The following is a 19007-nucleotide window of genomic DNA, read 5'->3' on the forward strand; positions in this document are numbered from 1 at the left end:
CTCCGCTCGGCCGTTTCATGACGCGCGTCCGGCCGCGGGCTCTGTGGCCACGCGCAGTTCGCTGCATAGCACGCAGTCCGGCAGGCATTCACTGGCCACTGCTTCGACGCGCAGCTTTGTGGCCAGGTCGCGCACCGTGCCCCGCAATGTCCATACCCCGTCGCGGAGTTCGGCCTGGACGATGCCGGGATCGATGATCCCGGCCAGCTCGATTTCCAATCGTTCGCGCAGCCGCGCTTCGCTGGCCGGCACGGCCGTACGCACCCCGTCCCCGTCGAACTGCCCCGGCAACGGTTCGGGCAATCCGCTGCGCCCGGCTGGTGTCGGCCCCGGCGCATTGGCCGGCGCGACACCATACATGCCGTAGCGCTCGACGCCCGCCGGCTCGTTGAGGCCCGACGGTACATAGGGCTGCACGGGCTCGTTGTCGTGACTGGCAGGCTTGACGTCGCCGGCCGCGGCGTGGCCGTGATCGTCGCTCACCGCGCTGTGGCCACCATAGCGGTAGTCGGTCAACCTTGTTCTGTCTTCAGGCATGGTGCGGACTCCAGGAGATCCACCGTGATCCACACGGCGCTGATCTTCTGCGAGCAACGTTCGTACCATGCCGGGCGGCATGACGTGATCGCATATCGTATTGGCCCCTTTTGGCCCGGCCCGGCTTCATCGGCCGGGATCAGCCGGGCCATCTTCAAGCCGGCGGTAGTTCTTGCGCCGCCATTGAAGAAAAGGGGTACGGGAGTTGCTTGCGGCGTCGCCAGCGGCGCTTGTGGCGCGCACCCGCCCGCGTCAGGCATGCTCGCCCAGCAACTCCGTTTTACGCGCCTCGAGCTGCTGCGCGACATCGGCGAGATCGACCTTGGCCTGGATGACGGCGGGGAACAGTTCGTTCTCCTCTTCCTCGACATGGTGGCCGACATACTCGGATAGCACCGTGTAATTCGCCTCGAGCATTTCCGGCTCGCCGGACTCGATCTCCGCGATCAGGTCCTTGGCGACACCGTGCTCGACCTTGGCTTCATCGAGCATGTCGTCCATCTTGTCGTTCACGCCGAGCAATGCGGGGTAGAAGATCTCTTCCTCGATCTGCGCATGGACCGTGAGCTGGCGGCAGGTCTCCGCCGCAATGGACTGCTTGTCGGCATCTTCCTTGGCGTCCTGGAACTGCTTGAACAGCTTCTTCACGGCACGATGATCGTCGGCCAGCAGGCCGAGGGCGGCACGTTGCCCGGTGGGTATTTTCGATTTGTCCATGATGTCGTCCCTGCAATGGAGATTGGAGCCATTGGCGCGCCCGCAGCGCAGGACGCCCCGCCCGCCAGCAGCAAAATGCGTTCCAGGCCGGCACCGCGATCAGATGTCAGATTTTCATCACGACCTTGATGCAGCCGTCCTCTTTATCGCGGAAGGTCCTGTACATGGCGGGACCGTTCTTCAGCAATACGCGGTGCGTGATCGCGAAGGACGGATCGAGCTCGCCTGCCACGATGCGCTGGTGCAGATCGTCGGTCCAGCGGTTGACGTGGGTCTGTCCGGTCCGAATCGTCAGCCCCTTGTTCATCAGCGCCCCCATCGGGATCTTGCGGGGCTTCGTGCTCGGCAGACGCCGCCGTTTCGCCGGCGGAGCCAGGCGTGGCGCTTCAGTGAATGATTGCGTTATCGTGCTTGGCATGCGCGGCTGTTTCGCCGGCGTAGCCGGCGACTTACTTTCTTGTCCAAGCGACAAGAAAGTAAGCAAAGAAACGCGTCGCTTGCCCTAACGGGCGAATATTGATCGTAGCGTGCGAAGAATTTCGTACGGGTACTCGCTCCAGAGTCTGCCCGGCTGCCTGCCGCGTGGTGCGCGTCCGCATGCAGGCTCTCCGGCAATGATTGAACCAGCCCCGAACCTGTCCGTGGCCCGACACTGCCAGCGTTATCGCATCATCGCCTTCGGCTGCTGCGCGGCTCAGTAGTCGGCTGGCGGGACGACATCAACGGCGGCTGTTCCGCCGGCGAAACAGCCGCGCCTGCCAAGACCAACATCCCCGCAATTCACCCAAGAGCCAAAAAACAAGCCCTCGCTGTGGAGGGCTTGTTTTCAGTGCCGAGGCCCGAACAGAACTGTCGGAGCCTCATGGGCCGTGCTGACCGCGTCAGCACACAGAAGGTTTCAGCCGGCGAAGTTCTTGCTAGCAAAGTCCCAGTTCACGACATTCCAGAACGCCTCGACATACTTCGGACGGGCATTGCGATAGTCGATGTAGTAGGCGTGTTCCCACACGTCGCAGGTCAGCAGCGGCTTGGCGTCGGTGGTCAGCGGGGTGGCGGCGTTCGAGGTGGACACCAGGTCCAGCGAACCATCGGCCTTCTTGACCAGCCAGGCCCAGCCCGAACCGAACGTGCCGACGGCGGTCTTGGTGAATTCTTCCTTGAACTTGTCGAACGAGCCCCACTTGGCGTTGATGGCGTCAGCCAGCGCGCCGGTCGGCTGGCCACCGCCGTTGGGCTTCATCGATTCCCAGTAGAAGGTGTGGTTCCACACCTGGGCAGCGTTGTTGAAGATACCGCCGGACGACTTCTTGGTGATCTCTTCCAGGGTCGCGTTCTCGAACTCGGTGCCCTTGATGAGGTTGTTCAGGTTGGTGACGTAGGTCTGGTGATGCTTGTCATGGTGGAACTCCAGCGTCTCCTTGGAGATGTGCGGAGCCAGGGCATCATGCGCGTACGGCAGCGGGGGGAGCTTGTGTTCCATTGTTCTGTCTCTGTGGGTTGGGGTTGTGGTCGGGAATGCGGCCGGAGAATTGCCGATTGTAGGAGACTTGCAAGACCCACGCAAACCGCGGCGCAAAGCCCCCTGAGGTCATGTTAGTTTGTCCGCGCCGGGTCGGTCAGGGTTCAGATTCCGCCCAGCTTGGCCTGTACGGCGGCAATCGCGACGTCGGCCACGCCTTCGGCCAGGTGGGCCTCCACCACGCTGCCGGGACGCAGTTCCGCCGGCGACCGCAGGGCGTGCCCGCGCGGGTCGAGCAGCACCGCGTAGCCGCGTTCCAGCGTGCGTTGCGGGGCCAGCATCTCCAGCGCGCCCGCGACGCGTGCCAGGCGCTGCGCCTGCCGCTCCTGCTGGCGGGCCGCCGCGGCCTGCATGCGCTGCGCCAGCCGCGCGACGTCGGCGCTGGCCGCCGCCATGTCGGGCCGGCAAGCCGTCCAGCGCATGGCGAGCAACTGCTGGCGGTGGCGCTGCGCCACCACGGTCTCCCGCAATGCCGCACGCAAGTGCCGCGCCAGATTGTCGACACGCGCGCGCCGTTCCTGCAGTTGCGCCTGCGGGCTGCGCAGCCGCCGCGCGAGCCAGTCCAGATGCTGCGCGCGCCGGTCCAGTTCGCGTCGCATCGACTGCACCAGGCCATCGCCTGCCCGGCGCGTCAGCGCCAGGAGATGCCCGCGATCCGGGCTGACCAGTTCGGCCGCGCCGGTGGGCGTGGGTGCGCGCACGTCGGCGACGAAATCGGCAATGGTGAAATCGGTTTCATGGCCAACGCCGGAGATCACCGGCACCGCGCTGCGTGCAATCGCATGCGCGACCACTTCTTCATTGAAGGACCACAGGTCTTCGATGCTGCCGCCGCCGCGGCACAGGATGATCACATCGCATTCGCGCCGCGCGCTGGCCTGGTCGAGCATGTCGGCAATCTTCTGTGCGGCGCCGGCGCCCTGCACCGGCACCGGATAGACCGTCACCGGCACATGCGGCGCACGCCGGCGCAGCGTGGTCAGCACATCGCGCAAGGCGGCCGCCTGCAGCGAAGTCACGATGCCGATCGCACGCGGATGCGTCGGCACGGGCCGCTTGCGCTCGGGCGCGAACAAGCCGGCCTGGGCGAGCTTTTCCTTCAGGCGCAGGAACGCCTCGTAAAGATTGCCAAGGCCCGCGCGGCGCATGGCCTCGACCCCGAGTTGCAGGTCGCCGCGTGCTTCATACAGCGTGACCACGGCGCGCACTTCCACCGCTTCGCCTTCACGAGGCGTGAAATCGACATGCTGGTTGCGCCCGCGGAACATCACGCAGCGAATCTGCGCACGCGCGTCCTTGAGCGAAAAGTACCAGTGGCCGCTGGAAGCCCGGGTGAAACTGGATATTTCGCCGCGCACCCACGTCAGCGGAAATCCGCGCTCGAGCATGGATGCGATCGCGTGGTTCAACTCGCCGACGGGAATCGCTTCGCGCGGGTTGCGGACGGGCATGGAGGACGATTCGCGCGAAAAGTTCTGCGGCTCTGGCATGGGGCGTCGCCGTGCGTGCGGCGTGGGTTGGACATGTCCACAGCATAACGGCTATGTCAAGAGGACAGTTATGTTGTCGCAGACCACTGCCGAAGTCCGCATGAATAGGTACAACCCTTTGATTCTTATGAATTTTCAGACCGCAACAAAAATTAGGCAATGTAACCAATTTCCTTACGCGTCAACCACTTACAGGGATGCGTCCGGGGCTTGTTCACAAAGTTATCCACAGGATCTCTGGATAAAAGAGAGTCATCCGGCGCAAGTGGTGAAAAGGTGTAGCGTTCGCCGCCTGTTCCAACCCAAGTTCTTCCACCTCGTCGGCAGGATGAATCGCGGGGGCCACTCGCCGGTTTTGAGCTTGTCGCGCATGTCATTGCCTATTTTTTTGGCAACGACAGCGGAGCCCCGAAGAATCAAGGAGTTAAGACAGATCTTCAGAGGTTGTCCACAACCCGTCCACAATGCTCTCCTTGTGGCGTGTGGAAAAAGACCGACATGGACCGGGCCTATGGCCGCGGAGACCGCGAGCCTGTTGCGCGCCACATTGCCTATTTTTTAGGCGGCAACACATCTTTTCATTGAAATCAATGACTTAGCCGTCTTCTCAGAACAATTTCCACAGGCCGTCCACAATCCTGTCCCGCAACCGTGTGGAAAGCAGCGGGTAAACCCCTCCCGAGGCCCGGAAAGGGCTATCCACAGCCGAATAAAGGCCGTGAGACCCCATCTGCACAAAAAACAGGCAGCACCTCCTTTACCCTTAAGGATCAATGACTTAGCGTGCTTGTCAGGCCGGTTTCCACAATCCATCCACAATCCTGTCCCGCCTGGCTGTGGAAAGTGTGTGTCACCGCACCGATGCGCGGCGGAGACACCGTTCGACAGCGTCTTGCCGCGCGCCATGGCGCAGGTTAGAGTGCTGCCTGATTTTCGGAGCAGTGCCGCTGCGTGCAGAGCCTCGGTGTGCGCGTATCCAAGGCCTGCCATATAAAGCCGGTCGTTGTCTTGTCGTGTCTGTTTGTCGTTCCTGGTTGTCGATTCGGGGGTCCCATTGTTTTCGATCATTCAAGCGGCCGGCTGGCCGATCTGGCCGCTGCTGCTCGCTTCGGTAATTGCGCTGGCACTGGTCGTCGAGCGTTTCCTGACCCTCAAGCGCAGCAAGGTACTTCCCGCCCGCCTCTACGATGAGGCGCTGTCGGCCGCGCAGCAACGCCGCGCCACGCCGGAGGTGGTCAACACGCTCGAACAGAGCTCGCCGCTGGGCCGCGTGCTCGCGGCCGGCCTGCGCCACGTGGTGCTGCAGCCGCATACCTCGCGCGACGCCGCCAAGGAAGTCGTGGAAGAAGCCGGGCGCGTGGTCGCCCATGAGCTGGAGCGCTACCTGAACGCGCTCGGCACCATCGCTTCGGTCGCGCCGCTGATGGGGCTGCTGGGCACGGTGATCGGCATGATCGAGATCTTCGGCAGCCAGGGCGGCACGGGCGCTAATCCCGAGCAGCTCGCGCACGGTATCTCGGTGGCGCTGTACAACACCGCCTTCGGCCTGATCATCGCGATTCCCGCCCTGATTTTCTGGCGCTATTTCCGCCGCCGCGTGGACGACTACGTGGCCGAGCTGGAATTCCGCGCCACGGCGTTCCTGGACGCCATCCTGCCGCAACGGCGCGGCTGAGCGCCGGAACAGCCAGGAAGCGCCATGCAATTCCGTTCCCGCCAGCGGCGTGAAGAGCCGGAAATCAACCTGATTCCGCTCATCGACGTGCTGCTCGTGATCCTTATCTTCCTGATGATCACGACCACCTACTCGCGCTACACCGAGCTGCAGATCCAGCTTCCGACCGCCGATGCCGAACGCGCGCAGCAGCGCCCGCAGGAAATCGTCGTGTCGGTGTCTTCGCGCGGTGTCTATTCCGTCAACAAGCAGGTGCTGGAGCAGAAGGACGTGACCAGCCTCGCGGACCAGCTGCGCGCCGCGGCAGGTCCCAACACGGGCGGCCAGCCGCCGGTAGTCATCGTCAACGCCGATGCCCAGGCCACGCACCAGGCCGTCATCAACGTGATGGAAGCCGCGCGCCTGGCCGGACTGTCGCGCCTGACCTTCGCCACGCAGAGCGCCCAGCCGCGCTGACCGCCGCCAGCATCGGGCCCCGCCGGACAAGGGGCCCGGGGTTGCCGCGTGCGCACGGCAATGCCCATAATGTGCGCGTCCGGCAGGCCACAGCGCCAGCCAACCAACCTCCCTCCCCTGCCCTCCCATGTCCGTTCCGCGCCATGACTTTGCCGATTTCGTGACCGCCCAGTGGCAGCGCCGCGGCTGGTTCGCGTGGGTGATGCTGCCGTTCTCGCTGCTGTTCGGCCTGATTGCACGCGTGCGCCGCTACGGCTACCTGCATGGCTGGTTCAAGTCCACGCGGCTGCCGATGCCCGTGATCGTGGTCGGCAACGTGACCGTGGGCGGCACCGGCAAGACGCCGGCCGTGATCGCGCTGGCGCAGGCCTTGACCGAGGCCGGCTTGCGCCCCGGCGTGGTGTCCCGAGGCTACGGGGTGACACTCAAGCATCCGCGCCGGGTCAAGCCGACGTCGAAGGCATCGGACGTCGGCGATGAACCGCTGCTGATCGCGCGCGCGGCCGACGTGCCGGTCTGGGTGTTCCCGGACCGCGCGCTGTGCGCGCAGACCATGCTGGTATCGCACCCCGGCGTCAACGTGCTGCTGCTCGATGACGGCCTGCAGCACTACCGGCTGCAGCGCGACTTCGAGATCGTGATGTTCGACGCCCGCATGGGCGGCAACGGGCTGCTGCTTCCGGCCGGGCCGCTGCGCGAGCCGCTTTCGCGCCCGCGCGACGCCACGCTGATCAACGACCCGAACTTCCGCGCCACGCCGGACCGGCCCGATGTCTATGGCATGCGGCTGGAACTCGACGATGCGTGGCAGCTCAACGACCCCGCCATGGCGCGCCCCGTCAGTGCCTTTGCCGGGCGCCGCGTACTGGCCGCGGCCGGCATCGGCAACCCCGAGCGCTTCTTCGCGAGCCTGCGCAGTGCGGGCCTGAGCCCGAAGACGCTGCCGCTGCCGGACCACTACGATTTCGCCGACGACCCGTTCGCGGGCAACCCCGACGCGCTCGACGCCGACGTCATCCTGATCACCGAGAAGGATGCCGTAAAATGCGAGCGATTCGACGACCCGCGCATCTGGGTCGTTCCCACCACGCCCGTGATCGACGCGGGCCTGATCGACAAGATTCGCCGCGCCGTACAAGCGCGCATCCCGGCCGCGCCGGCGTCCGCATCGGGCGGCGCCACCGGCCCCGGCGACACCAACAAGGAACCCCGAGATGGACAACCGGCTGCTTGAAATCCTGGTCTGCCCGCTTTGCAAAGGCAAGCTGGAATACGACCGCGCCGCGCAGGAGCTGATCTGCCACGCCGACAAGCTGGCTTACCCGATCCGCGACGGCATTCCCGTCATGCTGGCCGACGAGGCCCGCCAGTCGGTGCCGGGCCGCGTGATCGACCCGGACGCGCCCCGGGCTGGCTGAGACCCGCATCATGAGCATCCCTTCCTTCACCGTCGTCATTCCCGCGCGGCTCGCGTCGACGCGGTTGCCGGACAAGCCGCTGGCCGATATCGGCGGCAGGCCGATGGTCGTGCGCGTGGCCGAACGCGCGCATGCTTCGTCGGCGCGGCGCACGGTGGTGGCCACCGACGCGCCGGCCGTGGCGCAAGCCTGCGCCGCGCATGGCATCGAGGCCGTGCTGACGCGCGCCGACCACCCGTCGGGAACCGACCGCCTGGCCGAAGTCGCGGCCCAGCTTGGGTTGCCCGACGACGCCATCGTCGTCAACGTGCAGGGTGACGAGCCGCTGATCGACCCGCAGCTGATCGACGATGTCGCACTGCACCTGGCGCACCATCCCGACTGCGCCATCGCGACCGCCGCCCATCCGCTGCATGAGGTGGCCGAGGTCTTCAACCCGAACGTGGTCAAGGTGGTCTGCGATGCCGCCGGCCGTGCGCTCTATTTCTCGCGCGCGCCGATTCCCTGGTCGCGCGACGACTGGGCCGGCGTGCCCGCGGTGCCCGCCTCGATGGCGCAGGTGCCGATGCCGCCCATGCCGGTTCTGCGCCATATCGGCCTGTATGCCTACCGGGTCGGCTTCCTGCGCCGCTTCCCGACGCTGGCGGCCGCGCCGCTGGAGCAGACCGAGGCGCTGGAGCAACTGCGCGCCATGTGGCATGGAGAGCGCATCGCCGTGCTCGAAACAGCCGCCGCGCCGGCGCCCGGCGTCGACACGCCGGCCGACCTGGAGCGCGTGCGCGCGCTGTGGGCGCAGGGCATGGCGCAGGAAGGTCCCTGAGCCACTTTGTTGCGCGGCGACGGCTTTTGCGTTGGGGTTTATACACCTGCAACAGGAATCGGCCCGATTTCGGGCCGGATTCTCTGCGCCTCGTGGCATAATGCCTGGCGATACAGAGCCGTCGGAATGGCGCACCAGAATGCGCCGGCCGGCCAAGGCTCGGTGGGGAGATACAGATTGAGCCCGTCCGGTGACCCGCGCCGCGTTCCGCAGCGCCGCACCGGCCGACCACGTGACCTGATCCAAGCGCGCGCAGTAAGTCCTGCGTCAAGTTACGGCGTTACCCTCGTTCTTGTCTCCCGCCATACAAGATTCAAAACTCTGAGGACCCGTAAATGCGTTTGATCCTGTTGGGCGCACCTGGCGCCGGCAAAGGCACGCAAGCCAAGTTCATCTGCGAGAAGTTCGGCATTCCGCAAATCTCCACGGGCGACATGCTGCGCGCCGCGGTCAAGGCCGGCACGCCGCTGGGCGTGGAGGCCAAGAAGGTCATGGATGCGGGCGGACTGGTGTCGGATGACATCATCATCGGCCTGGTCAAGGACCGCCTGAAGGAAGCCGACTGCAAGAACGGCTACCTGTTCGACGGCTTCCCGCGCACCATTCCGCAGGCCGAGGCCATGAAGGAAGCCGGCGTCGCGATCGACTACGTGCTGGAAATCGACGTGCCGTTCGACGCCATCATCGAGCGCATGAGCGGTCGCCGCGTGCACGTGGCTTCGGGCCGTACCTACCATGTCAAGTTCAACCCGCCGAAGGTGGAAGGCGTCGACGACGAGACCGGCGAAGCGCTGATCCAGCGCGACGACGACAAGGAAGAGACCGTTCGCAAGCGCCTGGACGTCTACTCGCAGCAAACCCGTCCGCTGGTCGACTACTACTCGGACTGGGCCGCCAAGGGCGACAGCAGCGCCAAGGTGGCACCGCCCAAGTATCGCAAGATCGAGGGCATGGGCGACGTCGAGAGCATCACCGCGCGCGCGTTCGAGGCACTGAAGTAAGCCCCGGCACTTGAGCCATCATAAAAAAGCGACCTCTGGGTCGCTTTTTTGTTTCTGAGGAGGCATGGCCTCCCCTCTTGCCAGTTGCGCATGGCTCCGTACAATAGCGCGGGAGTTGACGTTTACGTAAACGGCAGTTGCACCGCGACTGACCACAGAGGAGACAGCAGATGGACATCCAGGGCAATGTATTCATCGTCACGGGCGGGGCTTCGGGCCTGGGCGCAGGCACCGCGCGCATGGTCGCGGAAGCGGGCGGCAAGGTTGTCATTGCCGACCTGAACGAGGCCGCGGGCACCGCGCTCGCGCAGGAGCTGGGCGGCACCTTCGTCAAGTGCGACGTGGCGTCCGAAGCCGATGGCCAGGCCGTCGTGGCCGCCGCGCAGGCGCTGGGCCGCGTGGCGGGGCTGGTGAACTGCGCCGGCATCGCCGTCGCCAGCAAGACCGTGGGCAAGAACGGCCCGCATCCGCTCGATGCCTTCGACAAGACCATCCGCGTCAACCTGATCGGCACCTTCAACATGATCCGGCTGGCGGCGGCAGCCATGGTGCAGAACGCGCCCGATGCCGAAGGCGAGCGCGGCGTGATCATCAACACCGCTTCGGTGGCGGCGTTCGACGGCCAGATCGGGCAAGCCGCCTATGCGGCGTCGAAGGGCGGCGTGGTCGGCATGACGCTGGCCATCGCGCGCGACCTGTCGCGCGACGGCGTGCGCTGCGTGACGATCGCCCCAGGTCTGTTCGAGACGCCGATGCTGCTGGGCATGCCGCAGGATGTCCAGGACGCGCTCGGCAAGATGGTGCCGTTCCCGTCGCGCCTCGGCCGCCCGGCCGAGTACGCCAAGCTGGCCCAGGCCATCATCGGCAACACCATGCTCAACGGCGAAGTGATCCGCCTCGACGGCGCGATCCGGATGCAGCCCAAGTAGCGTCCGCTCTCCCCGGCTGCCGAGGGCTCAGGCCGGAAGCAGCATCACCAGCATCAGTCCTGGCGCCGCCGCCGGCCACAGCGTGAGCTGCTCGAACTGCAGCGCGCCGAGCGCCGGGTGGTGGAAGCCGCGGCGTCCGCCTTCCCGGTCTTCCACGTCCTGCGACTGCCAGGCGGCGCGAAAGGCCGGACTCTCCATCATCAGGCCCTCGATCAGCGCACGCATGGGCGCATCGTCCGCGTGGCGGATGCTGTGCGCGCGGAATTCCGCAACCAGGCGGCCGGCACGGTGCGGCCAGTCTTCGACCAGCGCCTGCAGCGGGGCCGACAGGAACATCGCGCGCAGCAGATTACGCTCGGGGTGGTCGGCATCGAGCCAGCCGACGAACAGCCGCGCCGCGGCCTCGTTCCACGCCAGTGCGTTCCACTGGCGATCGAGCAGGTAGGCCGGGCCGTTGATGGCATGCACGCTGGCCATGACGGCCGGGGGAACCGCCTCGGTGCCGGCCTGCTGCGCATCGCGCCGCCCGGCCAGTTCGAACAGGTAGGCGCGCTCCGCCCGCGACAGGCGCAGCGCGGTGGCCAGGCTGGCCAGCGCCCGCGCCGACAACGCGACCGGGCGCCCCTGCTCCAGCCAGGTCACCCACGTGGCGCTCAGTCCGGCCAGCTGGGCCACTTCCTCGCGGCGCAGGCCCGGCGTGCGGCGGCGCCGGCCGGGCGGCAGGCCCACGTCGTCGGGCGCCAGCCGTTCACGGTGCGCGCGCAGGAAGGCGCCGAGCACCGCCTCGCGCGTGACCATCGCGGCCGTGCCCGGCTCTGATGGAGGATCCGGCGGTGCAAAGGTATCTGAAAGAGATTCGACCATAGGCTGGTGCGTCTTATACCAGGATAAAACGGTGACTTGTACCGGGAAAACGATCGCCCTACAGTAGTCCGGAACCCGCACCGCGGGCAAGTCCCCGATCACCAGAAGACCGGCATGCAGCCGGTCCAGGAGCCAGTCATGCAACAACAGGAACTCGTCGCGGCCCAGTTCGGCGCCACCGCCAGCGCTTACCTCACCAGTGCGGTCCACGCACAGGGCGCAGACCTGGAACAACTCCGGCAGGAACTGGCGGACCTGATCCCGGCCGACAAGCGGGCATCCAGCACGGTGCTGGACCTCGGTTGCGGCGCCGGGCACGCGAGCTTCGCCGCCGCGGCCGTGGCCGGCACGGTCACGGCGTATGACCTGTCGCAGGAAATGCTCGACGTGGTGGCAGGCGCCGCGCGCGAACGCGGGCTTACCAACGTCGTGACGCGCCAGGGCGCCGCGGAAACGCTTCCGTTCGAAGACGGCAGCTTCTGCGCCGTGGTGTCGCGCATGAGCGCCCATCACTGGCGCAATGTGCCGGCGGCGCTGCGCGAGATGCGCCGCGTGCTCAAGCCGGGTGGCAAGGTGGTGCTGATCGATATCGCCGGTGCCGAGGATCCGTTGCGCGACACCTGGCTGCAATCGGTCGAATTGCTGCGCGATCCGTCCCACGTGCGCGATTACACCGGCCCGGCCTGGCGCGCGATGTTCGAGGCCGCGGGCTTCGCGGCCGATGAAATCGGCGTCTCGCCGGTCTGGCGCATCGGCATCGAGTTCCAGAGCTGGGTCACGCGCATGCGCACCGCGCCGGTCGCGGTCGAAGCCATCCGCCACCTGTGGCAGCTGGCGCCCGCCGAAGTCCGCGAGCACTATCGCGTGCAGGCGGACGGCAGCTTCGACCTGGAAGCGGTCATGGTCACCGCCCGGTCACGCTGAAGACCCGAGGCCGCTCAGGCGGCGGCCTCCGGCTCCGGCCCGGCTGCCGTGATGCCGAGATTCCGGACCAGCGACCATACCGCCGCCGCGGCCGGCGACAGCGAGCGATCCGCGCGCCGCACCATGACAATGCGGCGTTCTTCGCGCGGCACCAGCGGCCGCCATACCAGTGGCGACGCTGCCGGCAGCGGCAGCGAGTAGGTCGGCAGCACCGACGCGCCGATGCCGGCCTCGACCATGCCGAACACGCTCGCCGAGTGCCCCATTTCCTGAATCACCCGCGGCACGATGCCGTGCCGCCCGAACACGCGATCGATCAGCGGCCGGCTGCCGGAGGCAAAGTCCAGCAGCACCAGCCGCATGCCGTCCAGCGCCGCCCATGGCACCGTTTTTTCCTGCGCGAGCGGATGGTCGCGCCGGCACACGAAGCAGAACGGATCGGTCACCAGCGGCTCGATGGTCAGTCCCTCATGCACGAGCGGGTCGATCAGCACGCCGAAATCCACGCCGCCGACACGCACCTGCTCCAGGCCATCGGCCTGCACGTTGTCACGCACGGTCAGGCGGATTTCCGGGTATTGCGCGGCGCACGCGGAGACAATCATCGGCATCAGCCGCGCCGAGATCGTCGGGGCTCCGGCTATTACTACCCGGCCGCGATAGTGTTCGCCGAGCTGGCGGGTGTCTTCGAGCGTGTCGTCAAGCTGGCCGAGCAACCGTTCGAGCGCGGGCGCGAGCGCATGGCCGGCTGGGGTCAAGACGACCTCGCGCGTGGTGCGATCCAACAGCCGCACTCCAAGTGACTCTTCAAGCTCCGCCACGCCTCGGCTGATGGCCGACTGTGTCAGGCCCACAGCGTCCGCTGCCCGGCTGAAACCGCCCTTCTCGGCCACGGCCAGGAACACCCGCAGCTGCCGGATTGTGTAATTCATGCAACGACGAGATAAATGAATGCAATAAATGAATTTGCATTCTAGACCCGGGTGTCGTCCAATACTAGGCTAAACCCTTAGACGCCTTAGAAGTCCAGCATGCTTTCCAAGCTCAAGAAACTCTACGACCTGATCGACGGCTTCGTCTTGATCATGCTGACCGCCATCGGCATTGCCCTGCTTGCGCCCGAGTTCGGCAGCAGCCGCGGTCCGCTGCACCTTGGCACCGTCACGAGCGTGGGCGTGGCGCTCGTGTTCTTCCTGCATGGCGCGGCGTTGTCGCGCGACAAGCTCGTGGCGGGCGCGCGGCACTGGCGCCTGCACGTGTTCGTGCAGGCCTTCACCTACGTCGTGTTCCCGGTGATCGGCCTGCTGCTGATGTTGTCGCTGCGCAACTCGCTGCCGGCAGACCTGCTGCTCGGCGTGTTCTATCTTTGCGCGCTGCCGTCCACGGTATCGTCGTCGGTGGCCATGACGTCGATGGCGCGTGGCAATGTGCCGGGCGCTATCTTCAACGCCACCATCTCGGGCCTGATCGGCATGGCCGTGACGCCGCTGCTGATGGGCCTGGTGATCAGCGCCAGCGGCGCGTCGATGCCGCTGGGCAAGGCGCTCACCGGCGTGGCGCTGCAGCTGCTGCTGCCGTTCGCGCTGGGCCAGCTGATGCGCCCGCTGATCGGCAGCTGGCTGGCGAAGAAAAAGCACATCACCAGCAAGGTCGACCGTGGCGTGATCGTGCTGATCGTGTACTCGTCGTTCTGCGACGCAACCGCCCAAGGCCTCTGGCACCACTACCAGTGGCAGACCATTGCCGCGGTGATGGGGCTGGCCGCCGTGCTGCTGTTTGTCGTGTTGGGCACGACAACCTTCGTTGCGCGCCGCCTGCACTTCAGCGTCGAGGACGAGATCACCGCGGTGTTCTGCGGCTCCAAGAAGAGCCTGGCCAATGGCATTCCGATGGCCAATATCCTGTTCGCCGGCCACCCGGCGCTGGGGCTGCTGGTGCTGCCGCTGATGGTCTATCACCAGTTGCAGCTGATCGTTTGCTCGGTCATTGCCGCGCGCTATGCGAATCGCGATGCGCTGATCGAGGACGGGAGCACGGCGCGGGCCTGAGCTTGGCGGTCCGCCCGGTAAGAAATCATTCTTCGGCGAAGTGCGGGGCATCGTGCTTGGCAGGCGCGGCTGTTTCGCCGGCGTAGCCGGCGACTCACTTTCTTGTCCAAGCGACAAGAAAGTAAGCAAAGAAACGCGTCGCTTGCCCTAACGGGCGAATATTGATCGTAGCGTGCGAAGAATTTCGTACGGGTATTCGCTTCAGAGTCTGCCCCGCTGCCTGCCGCGTGGTGCGCGTCCGCATGCAGGCTCTCCAACAATGATTGAACCAGCCCCGAAACTGTCCGTGGCCCGACACTGCCACCGTTATCGCATCATCGCCTTCGGCTGCTGCGCGGCTCAGTAGTCGGCAGGCAAGAGGAACGCCGTCCCCACAATTCAGCGAAGAACCCAAAAAAAGGGGGATGCATGCAATTGCAATGCATCCCCCTTTTTTCTTTTCCGCCCTGCGCCCTATGCCCCGCTAAACCGAGGGATTCTTCGACAACGGCGGATTGCGCGCGAAGTAGCTGCGAATCCCGCGCAGGATCGCATTCGCAAGCTGCTCCTGGTGCGCGTCGTCATTGAGCTTGCGCTCTTCCTCGGGGTTGCTGATAAACGCCGTCTCGACCAGGATCGACGGGATATCCGGCGCCTTCAGCACCGCAAACCCGGCCTGTTCGACACTGCCCTTGTGCAGCCGGTTGATGCCGCCGATTTCCTGCAGCACGGCCTTGCCGACCTGCAGGCTGTCGTTGATCTGCGCCGTGGTCGAAAGGTCCAGCAGCACGCGCGCGACCTGTGCATCCTTGTTCAGGTTGGCGCCGCCAATCAAATCAGAGGCGTTTTCCTTGTTGGCCAGCCAGCGCGCGGCCGTGCTGGACGCACCGCGCTCCGACAGCGCGAACACCGAGGCGCCCTTCGCTTCCGGCGACAGGAAGGCATCGGCGTGGATCGACACGAACAGGTCGGCCTGCACGCGGCGCGCCTTCTGCACACGCACGTTCAGCGGCACGAAGAAATCGGCGTCGCGCGTCATCATCGCGCGCATATTGGGCTGCGAATCGATCTTGGCGCGCAGCCGGTGCGCGATCTGCAGCACCACGTCCTTCTCGCGCGAGCCCGAGGCACCGATGGCACCCGGATCTTCGCCGCCATGGCCGGGATCGATCGCCACCGTCAGCAGGCGGCGCATCTTGAACGGGCGCTCGGCAGTGGGATCGCCCTGCGCGACGGGCGGGACCACCGGCGCGTTCGGCCTGGGCACCACGGGCACCGAAGGCTTCGGCGGCTTGACCGCTGCAATGGCCGGTGGCGGCGCCGTGGTCGCGGGCACGTCGCCCTTTTCATCAAACTTGCGCACAAGCGCGCCGATGGCGTCTTCTTCCGCGCCTGCCGGGGCCCCGGCGATGCCGTCGGAACCCGGCGGCGGCGCGCTGTTGGCGAAGCGGCGCTGCTTTTCCTCGGTGTCGCGCACCAGCTTCCACAGCGGATCGGGCGGGTTCACCGGATACAGGTCGAACACCAGCCGGTTCTTGTAGCTGCCGATCGGCGCCAGCGTGAACACCTGCGGCGCGACGTTCTCCTTCAGGTCGAACACCATGCGCACCACGCGCGGCCGGTTCTGGCCGACGCGCACGGTCTGGATATAGGGATCGTTCGACGTGATCTTGGCCACCAGCTCGCGCAGCGTGGGCGAGAGGTCAAGGCCGTCGATATCCACCACGAGGCGGTCCGGGTCGTGGAGCATCTGGTGCACGGCCGCCAGCGGCGTATCGGATTCAATCGTGACGCGCGTGTAGTCTTCCGCCGGCCAGACGCGCACGGCGACGATGCCGGCGCCAAAGGCCAGTTGCGGTCCGGCCAGTGTCAGCACGGCCGTACCGGCACCCAGCTTCAGGCACTGCGCCATCCATTTGCGGCGGGCCTGCAGCAGTCCGTCGGGTCCATCGGGTCGGTCGGTGGCGAGTCGCTTGATCAGCATGCGTTCAGCAAGGTAATTCCAGTGGGAGTATAGGCGCGCAGCGTCGCAATCCGCCGCTGGCCGGCCATATCCGCCATATCGTCCGCGGAGATGTCCGATTGGAGCAACACGTGCAGGTCCGGTTCCCCAAGCAGGCGTCCGGCCTTCTCCGGCCACTCCACGAGATTGAAGGCGGGCTCGGCAAAGCAGTCGCGGAAACCTGCGTCGATCCATTCCTCCGGATCGGCGAAACGGTACAGGTCGAAATGGTAGACCGTCAGCGGCGAGCCGTCGGCGCGCGCCACGTCGTAGGGCTCGCACAGCGTGTAGGTCGGGCTGCGGACCTTGCCGGCATGCCCGAGCGCGCGCAGGATGGCGCGCGACAACGTGGTCTTGCCCGCGCCAAGATCGCCCGAGAGCTGCACATGCACGGTGGTGGGCGGCAAGGCGCTGACCACGCCGGCGAGCGCCGCACCGAAGCGCGCGGTGGCGGCTTCGTCGGGCAGCGTCAGGGAACGTTCTTCAAGCAGGGGCATTGCGTACAATTCAGGGATGACCGACCGAGCATCCGAAGCGCCAGGCGCCCCCACTCCGCGGCCCGAGGCCGCTGCCGATGCAGCGGACCAGGGCAGCCTGGAGGCGCTCGTGCGATCGATCCGGGACTGGGGTGCCGAGCTGGGCTTTGCCTCGGTACGCATCGCGGATGTCGATCTCAGCCATGCCGAGCCAGGTCTGATGGCATGGCTGGCCAAGGGTTACCACGGCGACATGGATTATATGGCCAACCATGGCCCGCGGCGCGCCCGTCCCGCCGAACTGGTGCCCGGCACGGTACGCGCCATCGTGGCCCGCATGCCCTACCTGCCGGCCACCGCTGCGCCGGACTGGCGCCGGCATGAACTGGCACGGCTCGACGACCCCGCCACCGCCGTGCTCTCGCTCTATGCGCGTGGCCGGGACTACCACAAGGTGCTGCGCAACCGGCTGCAGCAACTCGCAAGCCGCATCGAAGCCGCCATCGGCCCGTTCGGCTACCGCGTGTTCACCGATTCGGCGCCCGTGATGGAAGTGGCGCTGGCCAGCCAGGGCGGCCTGGGCTGGCGCGGCAAGCACACGCTGCTGCTCGACCGCGACGGCGGCTCGATGTTCTTCCTCGGCGAGATCCTGGTCGACGTCCCGCTGCCGGCGGACCCGCCCGAAGCCTCGCACTGCGGCAACTGCCATCGCTGCATCGACATCTGCCCCACGCGCGCGATCCTCGGGCCCTACAAGCTCGACGCGCGCCGTTGTATTTCTTACCTGACCATCGAGCACAAGGGGCCGATCCCCGAGCAGTTTCGCGCGCCCATGGGCAACCGCGTCTACGGCTGCGACGACTGCCAGCTGGCCTGCCCGTGGAACAAGTTCGCGCACCGGGCCACGCTGCCCGACTTCGAGGTGCGCAACGGCTTCGATGCCGCGGACATGGTCGAGCTGTTCCTGTGGACCGAGGCCGAGTTCAACCGGCGCCTGGAAGGCAGCCCGATCCGCCGCATCGGCCATGAACGCTGGCTGCGCAACCTGGCGGTGGGACTCGGCAACGGCCTGCGCGCCGCGGCGTCCGGCCAGCGCCCGCAAGACCACGCGCTGGCCGCGCGGATCCGCGGCGCCCTGGAAAGCCGCCGCGAAGACGCCACGCCGCTCGTGCGCGAGCACATCGACTGGGCACTCGCGCAGGACCAGGCTGTCAGCTGACCAGCGCGAGCCAGATCGGCGTGGTGAGGATCGCGGCCACCGTCATCACGGAGATGGTCGCTGCCACCATCGGTCCGTTGCCGCCCATGCGCGCCGCCAGGATATAGGCGCTCGACGCCGTCGGCAGCGAGGCATACAGCACCACGATCTGGTATTGCAGCTCCGTCAGCGGCAACAGCCGGCCCGCCAGCCAGGCCACGCAGGGCATCCCCAGCAGCTTCACGCCGGACCACCACGCGACCGGGCCGACCGTGCCGGTCGCGCCGCTCATCTGCAGCCCCGCGCCCACCGTCATCAGGCCGAGCGCCGTCGATGCCGAGCCGAGCCGGTTCAGCGTCATGGCCAGGACCTCGGGCGCATGCAGGCCCAGCAGGTTGGTCAGCAGCCCGCCGGCCGTGGCCAGGATCAGCGGATTGCGCACCAGCTCGCGCCACAGCCGCGTCTCGCCATGCCGCGCCAGCGCCCATACCGCCGCCACGTTGCACAGCGGCACCGTGCAGCCCACGATCACCGCCATCATGGCCAGGCCCTCGCTGCCGCCGATGCGCGAGGCCAGTGCCAGGCCGATATAGGAATTGAAGCGAAACGCCGTCTGCAGGCCCGAAGCAAAGTCCACGGCATCGGGTCGCAGCACCCATTTGACGGCGTATCCGGCGACCATGCCGAAGGCCATGACCCCCAGCGCGAGGCCGAGCATGGCCGAGGTCGAGGAAAAATCGAACACCGCGCTGTTGGTCGACTGCAGCAGCAGCGCCGGAAACAGCACGAAGTAGACCAGGCGTTCCACGCCGCTCCAGAAGGCACGGTCGAACGGTGAATAGCGAACCAGCAGCCAGCCGATCAGGATCAGGCTGAAGTCCGGGACCAGCAGGAGAGCGGAAGACATCTCGTGAGCGTTTTCGTTGTTATCGAGGCGAGGGGGTCGATGCAGCG

General features: G+C 66.4%; 19 protein-coding genes and 1 pseudogene. 10 read left to right on the forward strand and 10 right to left on the reverse strand.

Features of this window, described 5'->3' with window-relative positions; translation table 11 throughout:
* Positions 1-15: 15 nt before the first annotated feature.
* The 5 genes and pseudogenes from ACIGJB_RS12665 to xseA form a co-directional block, all read right to left on the reverse strand.
* Complete coding sequence (locus tag ACIGJB_RS12665) at positions 16-537, reverse strand: hypothetical protein (RefSeq protein WP_483730144.1); 522 nt, start codon at positions 535-537, stop codon at positions 16-18.
* A gap of 252 nt (positions 538-789) precedes the next feature.
* Positions 790-1254: a hemerythrin domain-containing protein gene (locus tag ACIGJB_RS12670; protein ID WP_483730145.1), complete on the reverse strand. Its 465-nt coding sequence runs from the start codon at positions 1252-1254 to the stop codon at positions 790-792.
* Positions 1255-1360: 106 nt separating this feature from the next.
* Positions 1361-1582: pseudogene (locus ACIGJB_RS12675) on the reverse strand (glutathione-dependent formaldehyde dehydrogenase); the annotation flags it as partial.
* A 570-nt stretch (positions 1583-2152) separates the two neighbouring features.
* Positions 2153-2734, reverse strand: coding sequence for a superoxide dismutase [Fe] (sodB, locus tag ACIGJB_RS12680; protein ID WP_483710568.1), 582 nt, complete (start codon positions 2732-2734; stop codon positions 2153-2155).
* Between the two features lie 143 nt (positions 2735-2877).
* Entirely contained in the window at positions 2878-4263 is a 1386-nt protein-coding gene (gene xseA, locus ACIGJB_RS12685; protein WP_483730146.1) for an exodeoxyribonuclease VII large subunit, read from the reverse strand.
* A 1054-nt stretch (positions 4264-5317) separates the two neighbouring features.
* On the opposite strand from xseA, the gene ACIGJB_RS12690 reads away from it, so the two are divergent.
* The 7 genes from ACIGJB_RS12690 to ACIGJB_RS12720 all read left to right on the forward strand — a co-directional run bounded on the left by ACIGJB_RS12690 (position 5318) and on the right by ACIGJB_RS12720 (position 10562).
* Positions 5318-5938 carry a MotA/TolQ/ExbB proton channel family protein gene (locus ACIGJB_RS12690; protein ID WP_483710566.1) on the forward strand — a complete coding sequence of 207 codons (621 nt, stop codon included), beginning with the start codon at positions 5318-5320 and terminating at the stop codon, positions 5936-5938.
* 24 nt (positions 5939-5962) lie between these two features.
* The gene (locus ACIGJB_RS12695) at positions 5963-6394 is read left to right on the forward strand and encodes an ExbD/TolR family protein (protein WP_483730147.1); all 432 of its coding nucleotides are present in this window, start codon (positions 5963-5965) and stop codon (positions 6392-6394) included.
* Positions 6395-6521: 127 nt separating this feature from the next.
* Positions 6522-7628: a tetraacyldisaccharide 4'-kinase gene (gene lpxK / locus ACIGJB_RS12700; protein WP_483730148.1), complete on the forward strand. Its 1107-nt coding sequence runs from the start codon at positions 6522-6524 to the stop codon at positions 7626-7628.
* Positions 7609-7812: a Trm112 family protein gene (locus ACIGJB_RS12705; RefSeq protein WP_483710563.1), complete on the forward strand. Its 204-nt coding sequence runs from the start codon at positions 7609-7611 to the stop codon at positions 7810-7812. The genes lpxK and ACIGJB_RS12705 overlap by 20 nt, the downstream gene beginning before the upstream one ends.
* Before the next feature lie 10 nt (positions 7813-7822).
* Positions 7823-8632, forward strand: coding sequence for a 3-deoxy-manno-octulosonate cytidylyltransferase (kdsB, locus tag ACIGJB_RS12710; protein ID WP_483730149.1), 810 nt, complete (start codon positions 7823-7825; stop codon positions 8630-8632).
* A 335-nt stretch (positions 8633-8967) separates the two neighbouring features.
* On the forward strand, positions 8968-9633 hold the full coding sequence (adk, locus tag ACIGJB_RS12715; protein ID WP_483730150.1) for an adenylate kinase: 666 nt from the start codon (positions 8968-8970) through the stop codon (positions 9631-9633).
* Positions 9634-9803: 170 nt separating this feature from the next.
* Positions 9804-10562, forward strand: a complete 759-nt coding sequence (locus tag ACIGJB_RS12720) for a 3-hydroxyacyl-CoA dehydrogenase (RefSeq protein WP_483730151.1) — start codon at positions 9804-9806, stop codon at positions 10560-10562.
* 27 nt (positions 10563-10589) lie between these two features.
* Here the strand turns inward: ACIGJB_RS12720 and ACIGJB_RS12725 are convergent, their stop codons facing one another.
* Positions 10590-11426, reverse strand: coding sequence for a helix-turn-helix transcriptional regulator (locus ACIGJB_RS12725; RefSeq protein WP_483730152.1), 837 nt, complete (start codon positions 11424-11426; stop codon positions 10590-10592).
* A 138-nt stretch (positions 11427-11564) separates the two neighbouring features.
* On the opposite strand from ACIGJB_RS12725, the gene ACIGJB_RS12730 reads away from it, so the two are divergent.
* A complete protein-coding gene (locus ACIGJB_RS12730) occupies positions 11565-12350 on the forward strand; it encodes a class I SAM-dependent methyltransferase (RefSeq protein WP_483730153.1) in 786 nt (261 codons plus the stop codon).
* 14 nt (positions 12351-12364) lie between these two features.
* On the opposite strand, the gene ACIGJB_RS12735 is transcribed toward ACIGJB_RS12730, so the two are convergent.
* A complete protein-coding gene (locus ACIGJB_RS12735; RefSeq protein WP_483730154.1) occupies positions 12365-13282 on the reverse strand; it encodes a LysR family transcriptional regulator in 918 nt (305 codons plus the stop codon).
* 99 nt (positions 13283-13381) lie between these two features.
* Here ACIGJB_RS12735 and ACIGJB_RS12740 point away from each other — a divergent pair, with 99 nt between their 5' ends.
* Positions 13382-14398: a bile acid:sodium symporter family protein gene (locus ACIGJB_RS12740; RefSeq protein ID WP_483730155.1), complete on the forward strand. Its 1017-nt coding sequence runs from the start codon at positions 13382-13384 to the stop codon at positions 14396-14398.
* A gap of 463 nt (positions 14399-14861) precedes the next feature.
* Here the strand turns inward: ACIGJB_RS12740 and ACIGJB_RS12745 are convergent, their stop codons facing one another.
* Entirely contained in the window at positions 14862-16361 is a 1500-nt protein-coding gene (locus ACIGJB_RS12745; RefSeq protein WP_483730156.1) for an N-acetylmuramoyl-L-alanine amidase, read from the reverse strand.
* Positions 16355-16876, reverse strand: a complete 522-nt coding sequence (gene tsaE, locus ACIGJB_RS12750) for a tRNA (adenosine(37)-N6)-threonylcarbamoyltransferase complex ATPase subunit type 1 TsaE (RefSeq protein WP_483730157.1) — start codon at positions 16874-16876, stop codon at positions 16355-16357. The genes ACIGJB_RS12745 and tsaE overlap by 7 nt, the downstream gene beginning before the upstream one ends.
* A gap of 16 nt (positions 16877-16892) precedes the next feature.
* On the opposite strand from tsaE, the gene queG reads away from it, so the two are divergent.
* Complete coding sequence (gene queG / locus ACIGJB_RS12755; RefSeq protein WP_483730158.1) at positions 16893-18074, forward strand: tRNA epoxyqueuosine(34) reductase QueG; 1182 nt, start codon at positions 16893-16895, stop codon at positions 18072-18074.
* Here the strand turns inward: queG and ACIGJB_RS12760 are convergent.
* Positions 18067-18960: an AEC family transporter gene (locus ACIGJB_RS12760; RefSeq protein ID WP_483730159.1), complete on the reverse strand. Its 894-nt coding sequence runs from the start codon at positions 18958-18960 to the stop codon at positions 18067-18069. The two genes, queG and ACIGJB_RS12760, sit on opposite strands and share 8 nt — an antisense overlap.
* Positions 18961-19007 lie beyond the last annotated feature (47 nt).

The sequence above is a fragment of the Cupriavidus sp. C2SS-8b genome, assembly GCF_057073745.1.